10 protein-coding genes are annotated in these 13,659 nt (G+C 74.0%); 1 reads left to right on the forward strand and 9 read right to left on the reverse strand.

Going from position 1 to position 13,659, the window contains the following annotated elements; translation table 11 throughout:
- Nucleotides 1-121: 121 nt before the first annotated feature.
- From AB0C01_RS20470 to AB0C01_RS20485, 4 genes are all read right to left on the reverse strand, one after another.
- Entirely contained in the window at nt 122-3,523 is a 3,402-nt protein-coding gene (locus AB0C01_RS20470; protein ID WP_357571829.1) for a hypothetical protein, read from the reverse strand.
- Nucleotides 3,524-3,571: 48 nt separating this feature from the next.
- Complete coding sequence (gene cutA, locus AB0C01_RS20475; protein WP_357066756.1) at nt 3,572-3,892, reverse strand: divalent-cation tolerance protein CutA; 321 nt, start codon at nt 3,890-3,892, stop codon at nt 3,572-3,574.
- A 73-nt stretch (nt 3,893-3,965) separates the two neighbouring features.
- The gene (locus AB0C01_RS20480; RefSeq protein WP_357571830.1) at nt 3,966-4,970 is read right to left on the reverse strand and encodes a 1-acyl-sn-glycerol-3-phosphate acyltransferase; all 1,005 of its coding nucleotides are present in this window, start codon (nt 4,968-4,970) and stop codon (nt 3,966-3,968) included.
- Nucleotides 4,970-5,803 carry a patatin-like phospholipase family protein gene (locus AB0C01_RS20485; protein ID WP_357246566.1) on the reverse strand — a complete coding sequence of 278 codons (834 nt, stop codon included), beginning with the start codon at nt 5,801-5,803 and terminating at the stop codon, nt 4,970-4,972. Before AB0C01_RS20485 ends, AB0C01_RS20480 begins: the two co-directional genes overlap by 1 nt.
- 165 nt (nt 5,804-5,968) lie before the next feature.
- Between AB0C01_RS20485 and AB0C01_RS20490 the strand changes: the two genes are divergently transcribed.
- Nucleotides 5,969-7,462, forward strand: a complete 1,494-nt coding sequence (locus AB0C01_RS20490) for a serine/threonine-protein kinase (protein WP_357246569.1) — start codon at nt 5,969-5,971, stop codon at nt 7,460-7,462.
- Nucleotides 7,463-7,490: 28 nt separating this feature from the next.
- Here the strand turns inward: AB0C01_RS20490 and AB0C01_RS20495 are convergent, their stop codons facing one another.
- From AB0C01_RS20495 to AB0C01_RS20515, 5 genes are all read right to left on the reverse strand, one after another.
- Nucleotides 7,491-8,546 (reverse strand): glycosyltransferase family 4 protein, encoded by a 1,056-nt coding sequence (locus AB0C01_RS20495; RefSeq protein ID WP_357571892.1) that lies wholly within the window; start codon nt 8,544-8,546, stop codon nt 7,491-7,493.
- Nucleotides 8,547-8,703: 157 nt separating this feature from the next.
- Entirely contained in the window at nt 8,704-9,375 is a 672-nt protein-coding gene (locus tag AB0C01_RS20500; RefSeq protein ID WP_357571831.1) for a BON domain-containing protein, read from the reverse strand.
- A gap of 185 nt (nt 9,376-9,560) precedes the next feature.
- The gene (locus AB0C01_RS20505; protein WP_357571832.1) at nt 9,561-11,237 is read right to left on the reverse strand and encodes a trypsin-like peptidase domain-containing protein; all 1,677 of its coding nucleotides are present in this window, start codon (nt 11,235-11,237) and stop codon (nt 9,561-9,563) included.
- A 62-nt stretch (nt 11,238-11,299) separates the two neighbouring features.
- A complete protein-coding gene (locus AB0C01_RS20510) occupies nt 11,300-12,853 on the reverse strand; it encodes a HAMP domain-containing sensor histidine kinase (RefSeq protein WP_357246579.1) in 1,554 nt (517 codons plus the stop codon).
- Complete coding sequence (locus AB0C01_RS20515) at nt 12,850-13,551, reverse strand: response regulator transcription factor (RefSeq protein ID WP_355033347.1); 702 nt, start codon at nt 13,549-13,551, stop codon at nt 12,850-12,852. The genes AB0C01_RS20510 and AB0C01_RS20515 overlap by 4 nt, the downstream gene beginning before the upstream one ends.
- Between the last annotated feature and the right edge of the window lie 108 nt (nt 13,552-13,659).

Genomic DNA, 13,659 nt, shown 5'->3' on the forward strand with positions numbered 1-13,659 from the left:
GCTTGTGCCTGAACCAGGACGGTTCGGGCTTATCGTCAAGTCTCCCGTCCGCGGTAGCGCTGAGAAAACCTGGCAACCCCCGAATCGGGGGTAGGGCGGGCACTACCCCCGATGGCGTGACTCAGCCCAGCCGGGCCACCGTGGCCCGCAACCGAGCCAGGTCACGCCGCCGCCGCTCGTAGGTCGCGGCCAGCCCGACCAGCGCCAGCCCGCCCACACCGAGGTAGATCCACCGGGGAAGCAGGTCCCAGCCCCGGGCCACCTCGTGCAGGGCCAACAGCGCCAGCACTCCCCCACCGAGCAGCACCGGCGCCTGCCACCGGCGGCTGGCGCCGGCCAGCACCGCGCCCAGGGCCGCCGCGCCGAGGAACAGTCGCCGCCACGGCTGCGGGTCCGCCCCGGCCAGCACCGACACGAGGCTCGGGAGCAGCGCCGCGACCAGCCCCGGGCCGAGGGCCGGCCAACTGGTCAGGCCCGGCCGGGTGCGCAGCGCCAGCAGACCAGCGCCGAGGGCGAGCGCCGAGGCCGGCAGGGTGTACGCCTCCAGCACGGTCACGCCGCCGGCGGACAGCAGCACCCACGCACCGAGCAACTCGCTGCCGGCGGCGATGCCGGCGAACACCCACCGCCGACCGGCCGGCTCACCCCGTCGCAGCAGCCGCAGCGCGACGGCCACGCCCCAGAGCACACAGACGGTGGCGAGGTGCCGCGCCACCTCGACGACGAGCACCGCCGCCACCAGCGCCACCGCCTGCGCGGCAGCGTCCAGCACCCGCCCGACCCGGTCTCGCGGCGAGGCCACCGCGGCGACGGCCAGCACGAGCGCGGCCACCCCCAGCAGCGGGTACGCCGCCGCCCGCAGCGGCAGCCCTCCGGCGAGCGGGGCGGTCACCGCCAGCGCCGACGCCGCCCCCACCGCGGCCAGGCACCCCGCGACCCGCACCTCGACCACGCGCGCCCCGACGGCGACGACGACCGCCGCCACCAGCAGCACCCCCTGCGCGGCGAGCGTCCCGGCCGGGGTGGCCAGCAGCCCCGCCACACCGGACGTGGTCAGCACCACCCCCACCGGTACGACGACAGGTGCGCCCGCCGGCCGCGCGGCAAGTGCCGCGAGCAGCAGCGCGGCCATTCCGACGAACAGCACAGCCGCCGGCAGCACCGGCCACGGCGTGCCGATCGCGAGGAGCAGCACCGGCAGGGCGGCCGCGACGAACGGCAGCGCGAGCAGCACGCGTGGGCGGATCCCCCGACCGGCCAGCACGACGGCCGCCCCCAGCACGGCCAGCGCCAACCCGCGAGGGAGCGCCATCGGGTCGGTGACGATCGTGGGCACGCCCGACCACACCCGCTCCCGACTGCCGTACGGCGACCCGAGCGCGGTCAACACCGTTGGCAGGGCCGCCAGGACCGTGACCACCGCCAGCAGGCCCCCCGCCGCCAGCAGCACGGCCCGCCGGACCGGTTCCTTCTCGCCGGCCGCCGGCCGCTCCCACCGGGCGACGAGCGCGACACCGAGCGCCGCCAGCGCGGCGTACAGCGGCAGTGGCTCGTTGCCCGCCACGACCAGCGGCGTGAGTCCGGGCACGGTCACCGCGACCACGGCGCCGGTCACCGCGTACCCGGTCAGCTCCACCCGGTGGCGACGCGCCGCGAGCACCGCGACCAGCGACAGCCCGGCGGCGACAAGGGCCAGCCGCGCCTGCCACCAGGGGGGCGCACCCGCGGCGAACAGCGCCACCGTGGCGACCCCGGGCAGCGCGAGCTGCGCGACCAGCAGCCCCACGCCGGCCACCTGCCGGTACGGCCCGGCGCCCCGTCGTACGGCGAGTGTCAGCCCGACCACGACGACGCTGCCGAGCGCCACCAGAGCACCGGTCGGGGTGGCCAGCGCGACGAGCAACCCGTGCCCGAGCAGGACGGCGGCACCGAGCGCGCTGGTGCGCAGCGAGGCGGCGCGTGCCGCCGGGCGGGCCAGCACGGCGACCAGCAGGGCGACCCCGCCGACCAGGTCGACGGCCACCACCGCCGGCCAGGGGGCCGCCCAGCCGGTGGGCACGGCGAGCAGCACCGCCACCGCGCCGGCCGGGGCGAGCACCGCTCGCGCCCTCCCGGGCAGCAGCAGGACCGTCGCGCCGAGCACCAACGCGACGGCGGGTGCGAGCTGCCAACCCCAGTCCAGGTCCGGCCCCGTCCCGGCCCCGCGCCACGGCGGCAGCGAGCGGCTCACGGCCGCGACCGCGAGCACGGCGGTGATCAGCGCGGCCACCTGCGCCGTGCCGGCCGCGACCAGCAGCGCACCGGCGCGCGGGCCGGTCCGCCAACCCCCGGCACCCGGCAGCAGCCGCACCGCACCGGCCAGCACGAGGGCCACCGTCGCCGCCGCGATCAGCAGCAGTGCCGGCCGCAGCTCGGCCACCGGGCGCAGCAGCGCGGCGGCGAGCACCGGCACCAGCACAGCGCCGGCCACCGCCCGCAGCGCCGGTCCGCCGACCAACCAGGCCGCACCGAGCCCGGTCAGCGCGACAAGCAACAGCGGCAACCCGGCCAGCAGCGGCGAATCCGCCGCCCGTCCGAGGACCAGCGGCACCAGGGCGCAACTCGCGGCGCCGACGAGCGCGGCCACGTGCCCGACCGCCGCCGACACCCGGCCGACCAGCACCGCCACACCGTCCCGGCCGCGCAGCGCGACAAGCACGCCCAGGTCCAGCAGCGCCACGGCGAGCAGGACCAGCGCCCATCCGGCCGCACCCGGTTCGACCGCGACGGCGAGCAGCGGCAGCACCGGCTGGGCGGCCAGCAGGGCGGCGAACCACGGCCCGGTCAACCCGCTCCACCTGCCGTACGCCACGGCGACCGCCGCGCTGGCCCCCCCGACCAGCGCGGCGTACCGGCTGCCCGGCCAGCCGGCCACCCCGGCCAGGTCCACCGACCAGGCCGCGTAACCGTCGAGCACCACCAGCAGCAACCCGACCGCGGCGAACGTCTCCGCCGTGCCGCGCAGCCCTCGACGGACCGCCAGCAGCGGTACGGCCAGCAGCAGCGCGGTGAACGCGGTCAGGATCGACGCCCGCCCACCGACGCCCACCGACGCCCAGGCCACCGCGGTGAACACCACCGCCGCGGTGCCCAACAGCAGTCCACCGAGGACGAAGAGCAGACCCTGGATCGTCCGGCTGGACGTCTCCGCAGCACCCGGTGCCGCATGCTCCGCAGCACCGGGGCCGCCGGTCGGCACCGGCCCGACGACAGGCGTCGGGCTCGGCACCACCGGAACAGCCAACCCCGCGCGGACGACCGCCGCCAGCTCGGCCCGCCGCCGCGACAGCACCGAGAGGCGTCCAGCAAGCTCGGTGTACGCACGGCGGGCGCGCTCCACCTCCGGCTCGAGCTGGGCGACCTCTCGGCCCAGCCGGAACACCTCGGCGGCGACCGGATCGGGTGCGCGCCGGCAGCCGGTGCAGCCGGTGCTCAGGCCGGCCGGGGCAGCGCAGGCCGGGCAGGGATAGCGGGTGTCATCCACCCGGTCATCATCGGGAGCAGACCGGGGCGCGGCCCAGAGTCCGCGTACTCAGGGTCGGGTGTGTTCGAAGACCCAGGTCGCGTACGCGGGATCACCGCTGTCCACCCTGGACACCAGGATCTCCGGCACCTCGTACGGATGGCTGACCCGGATCTGATCCACCAACGCGGCCAGCCGGTCCGGTGCGGTCTTGAACTGCACCGACCACTCGGAACTGGTCTCCACTCCGGACCGCCACCAGTAGGTGCTGTCCACCTGACCGCCCACCTGTGCACAGGCGGCCAGCCGACCGGCAACGGCCGCGGCCGCCAGCACGTCGGCGACCGAACGCGCATCCACCACCGTCGTCACCACGCAGATCTGATCCACGCCCGCACCCTACGCGGCGCCACCCCGTCGAGCCGGCTTTTCGCTCCCGACCGCGAGGCCGCGCGGCGCACGCTCATCGATTGGCCGCGATCCAGGCGTCGATCCGTGCCCACCAGTCGAACAGCCAGTCGATGCGTTGCTGCCGTCCGACCGGCACGTCCTCCGGCGGCACCGACCAGAACCGCATCACGATCTGCTTGTCCATCGGCAGTTCCCGCCACACGTCGGCGACGGTGAGCATCCGGTCCAGTCCGGTGTGGGCGACGAAGATGACCCCGGCGTCCGGGGCGGCGTCCAGCGCGGCGAGCATCCCGCCGGGCTGCGGGGCGAGGACGTGGCGCATCCGCTCGGCGCGCAGGGCCATCCGTTCCAGGCCGAGGGAGCGCAGCCGGGCGATGGCGCGCAGCCGCCGTTTGGGGGTGAAGTTACCGCCCTCGGGGAAGATGACGAACGCGTCGTTGTCGTCCAGGCCCGCGGCCAGGTGCCCGACCTGGCGTACCGTCTCCTCGCCGCGCTCCGGCGTCGGCGCGATGAAGCGGTTGGGCAGCCGGTTGAGCAGCACGTCGATCGCCGGGTCCCACTGGAGGCTGTCCTTCAGGACGATGCGTGGCTCCCGCTTGAACCAGTTGACCAGGCCGTGGATCAGGATGAACGAGTCACCCGGCCCGGCGTGCCGGCAGAGCACCAGCTCCGGCCGGCCGGGCAGCGCGGTGTCCGGGTCGGTGCCCACCACGTCGATGCGCAACCGCAGGGTCCAGCGGGCCTGCCAGAACAGCACCCGCAGGAACCAGCCGGCCAGCACGTAGTGCGCACGCTGGAAGGCCGGGGACCGGACCCGCAAGCCGAAGCCGGAGACCACCCAGAGCACGAAGAGCGCGAGCAGCGCGGCAGCGTTCCAGACCAGGTACACGCAGCCGATCCAGAGCAGCCGCAGTGGGCGCAGGCGACCCGGGACCAGCGGCGACGCGGCTGCGGCGAGGAGCGCCCAGACCGGCAACGTGGTGACCACGACGAAGGCGAGCACCACCACGGCGGGGGCGAACAGCAACCGGCGTAGCCACCTGGGGGGCAACGGCATCACCGCTCCAGGTGGGTGGCGAGGTAACGCCGGGAGGCGGTGTACGCCCGGCTGATCCGCCGCCCCACCGCCGCCATGTCCCGGTACGCCCACGGGGTGTCGTCTCGTGGGTTCAGCCCTCCGGTGGGCAGGACGTGCACCTCCACCCCCTCGGGCAGCGCGGCCATCTCGCGGAAGAAGCGGTGCCGGCGGGAGATCTCGAAGGCGACCTGCGCGATCTCCCACGGCCGTCGGGGCGGCGTCAGCTCGCGTTCGATCCGACCCACCTGGAGGACGTAGATCCGGCGCGCGCCGACGGCCACCGCCTCGCCGATCGGGATGGAGTTGACGATGCCACCGTCGACGTAGTGCGCGCCGTCGATCTCCATGGGCGGGAGCAGGCCCGGCACCGAGGCCGAGGCCATCACCGCCGGCACGACCGGACCGGTGTCGAACCAGTGCTCGGCGGCCCGCTCGATGTGCGCGGCGCAGCAGCGGAACGGGACCCGCAGATCGGCGAAGGTGGTGTCCACGCCCAGCTCGGTTTCGAGCAGGCGGCGCAGCGGCCGGGGCGAGTGCAGGTGGGTGCGGGCGGCGAAGCGACGCAACTGCCGGGCGACCGAGTCGCCGTACACCTCGCTCGCCTCCGGCGAGGCCCACAGCCGGACCAGCCGGTCGGTCACCGCCTCCGACGGGTCGGCGGCGACGAGCGCCCCGTTCACCGCGCCGATCGAGGTGCCGAGCACCATGTCGGGCTGGATGCCGGCGCGGAACAGCGCGCGCAGCATGCCCACCTCGACCGCGCCGAGCACTCCCCCGCCGCCGAGCACGAACGCCACAGGTCCCGCCGCCATGCCCCTCATCCTGGCACGGGTCCGCAGCCGACCGGCCAGCCGCCGTCGCCGGACGGTCGGCGCACGCCAGACACCGCCCGGCGACCGGAGCCGGTGACGGCGTTGACAGGCCGAACGCATTCGCGCAACCTGATACCGCTCCCACCCCTGAGGCAGGTGCGATCCGTGAAGGCAGCGCTGCATCCGGGCCGATTGCTGGCTCGCAGATACCGACTTCTGGACCAGATCGGCGCCGGTGGCATGTCCGTGATCTGGCGTGCCCGCGACGAGGTGCTGGACCGGGTCGTCGCGCTCAAGGTGCTCGCTCCCTCGCTGGCCGCCGACGCGCGATTCCGCGGCATGGTGCGCGAGGAGGCCCGCGCTGCCGCCCAGTTGGTACACCCACACGTGACCTCGGTGCACGACTACGGGGAGACGGTCGCCCCGGACGGCTCGATCACCTCGTTCGTGGTGATGGAGCTGCTCAACGGCGAGGAGTTGGAGCTGCGGCTCACCGAGGGGCCGTTGCCGTGGGCCGAGGCGGTCCAGGTGGGCGCGCAGGTCGCGGACGCGCTGGCCGCCGCGCACCGACTCGGCATCGTGCACCGCGACATCACTCCGGCCAACGTGATGATGACCGGTTCGGGGGTCAAGGTCCTCGACTTCGGCATCGCCACCCGGATCGGCGCGCCCGACGAGGACGAGGACGGCGGCACCTTCGGCACTCCGGCGTACGTCGCTCCGGAACGGCTCGACGGCGCACCGGCCCAGCCGTCCACCGACGTGTACTCACTCGGCGTCCTGCTGCACGAGGCACTCACCGGCCGGGTCCCGTACCCGGCGGAGACCTGGGAGCAGCTCAGCGCCGCGCTGGCCAACGGTCCGGCGCCGACCCTCGCCGAGCTGCCGGACCTGCCTCCGGCGGTGACCCGGATCTGCCTGCGCAGCCTCGCCCGCAACCCGGCGGACCGGCCGACCGCCCGCCAGGTCGCCACCACGCTTCGCGAACAGCTCGTGCCGGCCGACCCGCCACCCACGACCGTCCCGGTGCCCGCTCAGCCCCTGCCGTCGCAGGCGGTAACCGTCGCGGCGGCCCCCGGAGAGACGGCCGCCGGCGGAACAGCCGCCGCCGGCGGAACGGCCGTCGTCGGGACCGACGCGGGCGAGACCGACGCGGGGTCGCGGTGGTCGCGACGGCGACTGGCGCTGCTGCTGGTGCCCGTGGTCCTGGTGGTCGCGGCGGTGCTGATCGGCGTGGCCCTGCGGCCCGACCAGCAGCCCACCCGGCAGGCGCAACCCTCGGCCGGTCCGGTGACGACTCCGACGACCGCCCCGCCGACCTCCGCGCCGCCCGAGCCGACGACGGCACCGCCGGCCGGGCCGAGGACCACGTCGCCCCGCTCCGATCCGGGCACCCTCGTGGAGGCCGCCAACCGGGTCGACGAGCTGATCACGGCGGGGCTGAGCGCCGGGGAGATCCGCAGCGACGTCGGCCTCGACCTGCGCAACGAGCTGCGCAACCTGACCGCCGCGGTCAGCTCCGGCCGCGACGAGCTGGCACCACCGGTGGCCCGGCTGCGCAACAAGGTCGCGGTCCGCCTCGGTGAGGGTGGCATCAGTCCGGCGTACGCGCAGCAACTCGACGTCGCCGTCGCGGAGCTGGGCATGGCCCGGGTCTGACCGCACGGTGACGCCCCGGCGGGCAGGGTCAGCGGGCCGACACGTGGGCCGACTCGCGCACGTCGTGGCCGCCGGCGGCGAAGCGCCGGTAGATCTCCGCGTACCCGTACGCCATCCGCTCGACCGAGAAGTTCCGCGCGACGTGCGCCACGCAGTCCTCCGGGTCGAGTTGCTCCGCCGCGCGCAGGGCCGCGGGCAGCTCGTCCGCGTGCGCGCAGGCCAGCCCGGTCACCCCGGGCCGGACCAGCTCCGGCACCGCACCCCGGTTGAGCGCGACCACGGGTGTCCCGGTCGCCATCGCCTCCAACATGACCATGCCGAACGGCTCGTCCCACTGGATTGGCATGATCAGGCAACGGGCGTCGACGAGCATCCGCAGCGTCGCCGCGCGATCGGCGTTGAGGACGACTGTCACGTTCTCGTCGACGAGCGGGGCGACGACCTGCTCGTAGTAGCGGCGCTCGGCCGGCTCGTTGCACTTGCCGGCGAGCAGCAGGGGCAACCCCGCCTCCCGGCAGGCCCGGATGGCGACGTCGGGACCCTTGTCCGGGCTGAACCGGGCCAACCACAGCACCGGCCCTCGGCCGGGCACGGTCTTACGCGGGAAGCCGCGGATGTCCAGCGCGTTGTGCACCGTGCCGGCCCAGGGCAGGCTCGGATTCAGCCGACGCTGGGCGTGCGAGATCGCCACCAGGGCGACACCCGAGTCGATCTCGTCGAGCACATCGCCGTACTCCCCCACGGGGTTGCCGTGCACGGTCGCGACCGTCGGCACGGCCCGGCGGCCGGCGATCAACGGACCGATCGTGGTGTGGTCGTGGATCACGTCGAAGTCGGCCGCCGTGATCAGCCGGTTGACCCGGGCCAGGTGGGCCAGTTCGGGCAGTGACTCGCCAAGCCGCTCGTACTGGACATCGGGCACGGTCGAGACGAAGCCGTCGGCATCGGTGCCGTGGTGGCTGCCGGCGCCGAACAGGGTCACCGCGTGTCCGTGACCGCTCAACGCGTCCACCAGTGCGGCGACGACCTGCTCAAGGCCGCCGTAACCGGGCGGCGGCACGGACAACCACGGCGGAACCACCATCGCGATGCGCAGCGACCGCTCCGGAGGGCGGCCCGCGGGCGGGTGGGTCACGGCCACGAGTCCTCCCCGTTGATCCCCGGTACGGCGTGACCGCCGACCGGCGTGGTCGGCGGCGGGTTCCCGGTGGCGTCCCGGGTAAACCGGACAAGGCGGACGCTCACCCGCCGACCAGGAGTTGGTCGTGCACCACCCGCACTCCCGGCGCGCTCCACGCGACCCGCTGGACCTGGTCACGTTCCCACCAGGAGCGGACCACCCCGGCGAGGACCAGCGTGTCGCCGTCCACCTCGACGGTCACCCGATCGCCACCGATCGTGCGGGCCAGCGCCCGCTGGACGTCCCGACGCAGTCGGTCAGCGACCGGCGGGGCCGGCGGCCGTACCTCGATCAGGTTGGTGATCCCCCGTACGCCGTCGAGCCGGCGCACCTCCCCCTCGGCGGCCCGCCGCTGCCACCCGAACTCGACCTCGCCACGCAGCATCAGCCAGCCGTTGGCCACCGTCACGTCGAGCCGTTCGGCGGGCACGAAGCTGTCCCACTCCAGAGCCCGGGAGGCGGCGATGGCGACCTCGGCGTCGGTACGCCCCGGCGTACCGGGCAGCCGCACCTCGATCTCGTCGGCCACCGCCCGTACGCCACGGACCCGCTGGGCACATCGGGTCGCGGCCCAACCGCGGGCGGCACCGTCCACGTACCCGGTCAGGGTGACCACGCCCTGGTCGACGGTCACACCGATCTCGTTCGGTTGCAGTTGGGCGTCCCAGGCCAGCTCCGCCAGGACGTCGCGTTGGATCCGCTGGTCGTCGCGGACGTCCACCACCTCGGTCATGGCACCCACCCCCGGTTTCGGTCGCCGAGACTCGCGCACCGAAATCTGCCGGGCACACGGGTGACGGCGGCTCACCCGATCCGGGTGAACCGCCGTCCTGGCCGAAAAAGCGCGGCGGGTGACGGAGCCGACCCCCTCGGCCCCGCCACCCGCCGCCGGAGGGAGGAAGCAGGTTCAGATATCTGTCAGTTCGTCTCGGCGAGCGTCACGGACACCGACTTCTCGGCGCCGTTCCGCTTGAACTGCACCTCGACCCGGTCGCCGACCTTGCCGGCCTGGACCGCGCCGACCAGGTCGTCCGAGTCGTTGACCGGCTTGTCGCCGAACCGGGTGACGACGTCGCCGCGCTGGAGGCCGGCCTTCTCGGCCGGGCTGCCCGGGGTGATCGACGCGACCAGCGCGCCGCCGCCCTCGGCCTGGTTGACGCCCACTCCGAGCGACGGGTGGCTGACCTTCTCGCCGCGCTGGAGCTTGCCGGCGACGTCCTTCGCCTTGTTGCTGGGGATGGCGAACCCGACCCCGATGTTGCCGGTGCTCTGCCCGGAGGTCGCGATGGCGGTGTTGACGCCGATCACCTCACCCCGGGTGTTGACGAGCGCGCCGCCGGAGTTGCCCGGGTTGATCGGCGCGTCGGTCTGGAGCAGACCGGAGATCGAGCTGACGGGCTGGCTCTGCTGGGTCGGGTCCTGCTGCTGGCCCTCGCCGGCCCGGATGGTGCGGTCCCGGGCGCTGAGGATGCCCGAGGTCACCGAGCCTTGCAGGCCGAGCGGGCTGCCCAGGGCGAGCACCTGGTCGCCGACCTGCATGGCGTCGCTGTCGCCGAACTTGGCCGGCTTGAGGTCGGCGACCCCGTCGGCCTTGACCACGGCCAGGTCGGTCTTCGGGTCGGTGCCAATGATCTTCGCCGGTGCCTTCTTGCCGTCGGCGAAGACCACCTCGACGGTGTCACCGCTGGCCGAGGCGACCACGTGGTTGTTGGTCAGCACGTAGCCGTCGGTGGTGAGCACCACGCCGGAGCCCTCGCCGCTGCCGGTGGTGATCGAGACGACGCTGTCCTGTACGGACGCGGCGATCTTCGGCAGGTCGGCGCTGTTGAGCACCGGTGCCGCGGTGTAGGTGCGGGTGACGCCACCGCCGTCGCCGTCGAGCGCGAGGGCGAGCGCCCCACCGGCCACGCCGGAGCCGAGCATCAGCGCGAACACCGCGACGCCGGCGCCGGCGAACTTGGCGATCCGGCCGGGCCGGGGACCGCTGCCGGGCGGCGCGACCTGCGGACCCCACGGCGGGACCGGCTGACCCGGGTGCTGGGCGTGCTGCCCGGGGTGCTGCTGGTGCGGGGCGTGCTGCTGCTGGTGCGGCGGGTACGCCATGCCCGGCTGTCCCCCACCGGCCCAGCCGGACTGCTGGCCGGCGTACCAGGGGGCACCGGGGTACCGGCCGGCGTTCGGCTGCGGGTAGCCGGACTGGCCGGGCGTGGGATAGCCGGACTGGCCGGGTGCCGGGTAGCCGGAGACCGGGTACGGCGGCGCGGATCCAGCGGTGGCCGGCGGCTCGTATCCGGTCGGCTGCGCGGGGGTCGGCTGCGCGGCGGTCGGCGGCTCGTACCCGGTCGGCTGCGTGCTGGCCGGCTGCGCGCCGTAGGCGGCGGGTGCGGCCTCGGTGACGGCGGTGGTCGAGGTGTCGCTCGTGGTCGGCGCGTCACCGGCGGCCTGCGCGTCACCCGTGGTCGAAACGACCTGGATGGGAGTGGTCGGGGAGTCGGACTGCGCGCGCTCGTCGCGTGGCAGCTCGGCGGTGGGGTGCGACGGCTCGGCGTCGGTGGGGGCCGGCCGGCGCTGCGGGTCGGACTCGTACTCGGTCATGGCACTACCTTCTCCCTTGGCACTGCAATCAACCTGGAACCGTCCTGGAAGTTGGCTGAAAGTCACTCGCCGACGTCGTCGACCTGCGGCAGCAGCGGCAACCGGACCCGGAAGGTGGCCCCGCCGCCGGGTGTCTCGACCGCCTCGACCGAGCCGCCGTGCGCGGCGACGAGCGCTGCCACGATCGCCAGGCCGAGGCCGGTGCCGGTGTTGCCGTCGGCCCGCCGGGTGCGTGCCGCGTCGGCCCGGTAGAACCGCTCGAAGACCCGTTCTGCCTGCTCCGGCGAGAGGCCCGGACCGCTGTCGGCCACCTCGATGACGGCCTGGCCTCCCGGCTCGGCCCGCAACCGCACCCGGATCTCGGCGTCCGGCGGGGTGTGGGTGAGCGCGTTGGTGACCAGGTTGCCGATCACCTGACGCAACCGCGGGTCGTCGGCGGAGACGACGAGCGGACCCGATCCGGGGGCGATCTCCAACTCGATCCGGCGGTCCGGGGCGATCACCCGGGCGGCCTGTACGGCGTCGGAGGCGAGCACCGGCAGTTCCACCGGACTCAGCGCGAGTGGCCGTTCCCGGTCCAGCCGGGCGAGCAGCAGCAGGTCCTCCACCAGCAGCCCCATCCGGGCCGCCTCGTCCTCGATGCGGCGCAGCAGGCCGGCGGTCTGCTCCGGCTCCCGGGCCGCGCCCTGGCGATACAGCTCGGCGAAACCACGGATGGTGGTCAGCGGGGTCCGTAGTTCGTGCGAGGCGTCCGCGACGAAGCGTCGCATCCGCTCCTCGGAGCGGATGGCCCGCGCCTCGGATGCCTGAGCGGCGTAGGCGGCGTCCCGCGCGGAGCTCTCCGCCGAACGCGCCGACGCCTCCGAGGCGGCTCGGGCGGTGAACGCCGCCTCGATCTGGGTGAGCATCGCGTTCAACGCGCGGGAGAGGCGGCCCAGTTCGGAGGTGGGCTCGGCCTGCCCCTCCTCCGGGTCGGGCACGCGCCGGGTCAGGTCGCCGCCGGCGATGGCGGCGGCCGTTCGTTCGATCTCCACGAGCGGTTTGAGGCTGGTCCGGACGATCGCCGCGCCCACCGAGGCCAGCATGATCAGCACCGACCCGCCGACCAGCAGGTCGATCCAGACCAGCCGCTTCACCGCCAGGTCGACGTCGGTGAGGTGCTGACCGATGGCCAGGGGCTGACCGTTGGGCAACTGGGTGTAGAGCATCCGCCAGCGCACCTTGCTGTCCCGGGCCCGGACGGTGAAGGGTTTGCCCTCCAGCTTCTCGAAGCCGGCGGCGTCCGACGGGAACGGTGGCAGGTCGCCCAGCACGAAACGCTTGTTGTCGTAGACCAGGTCCCGGCCGTTGCTCGAGTTGATGGCCACCACCAGGTAGTCGGTCGGGAAACCCACACCCACACTGCCCTGCTGGGCGGCGACGACCTCGTCGAGGCTGCGTGCCGAGCCACTCAACTCGCTGTCGACCTGGGTGACCAGGTAACTGCGCAGGAAGACAGTGGTCAGCGAACTGATCACCAGCAGCGCGGCGGCGACGAGCAGCAGCACCGCGGTCACCAGCTTGACTCGCAGCGGTACGCCCCGCAGCCGTCCCTTCGCCTGCTGGACCGCGTTCACGCCGCCGGCTTGCGCAGCACGTACCCGACGCCACGCAGCGTGTGGATCAACCGGGGTTGGGTGGTGTCGACCTTGCGTCGCAGGTAGGAGATGTAGGACTCGACGATGTTGTCGTCACCGCGGAAGTCGTAGTTCCAGACGTGGTCGAGGATCTGCGCCTTGGACAGCACCCGGTTGGCGTTGAGCATCAGGTAGCGCAGCAGCTTGAACTCGGTCGGCGACAGCTGCACGCGCTGGCCGGCCCGGTGCACCTCGTGGGTCTCCTCGTCCAGCTCCAGGTCGGCGAAGGTGAGCCGGGAGGGCGCCTGCCCGCCGGTCGTGGTGCGGCGCAGCACGGCCCGGATCCGGGCGGTCAACTCCTCCAGGCTGAACGGCTTGGTGACGTAGTCGTCACCACCCAGGGTCAGCCCACGGATCTTGTCGTCGGTGGCGTCCCGGGCGGTCAGGAAGACCACCGGGGTACGCGTGCCGCCCTCGCGGAGCATCCGGATGACCTCGAAGCCGTCCAGGTCCGGCAGCATCACGTCGAGCACCACCAGGTCGGGCCGGTGGTCCTTGGCGGCGTTGAGCGCCGCGCTCCCACTGGTCGCGGTGGCCACGTCGAACCCCGCGAAGCGAAGGCTCGCGGAGAGCAGTTCGAGGATGTTGGGGTCGTCCTCGACGACGAGAAGTCGCGCCTCGGTCTGGGTAGCGGGCATGCGCCCATCATCGGTGACATCACTGCGCCAGCGCTGGACACTTCCTGCAAAAAACCTGTGAGTCACCGCCGTACGGCGACTCCGGTCAGCGCCGTTCGGCGACTCGGG

The sequence above is a fragment of the Micromonospora sp. NPDC048905 genome (assembly GCF_040649655.1).
In the GTDB taxonomy this organism is placed as follows: Bacteria; Actinomycetota; Actinomycetes; order Mycobacteriales; family Micromonosporaceae; genus Micromonospora.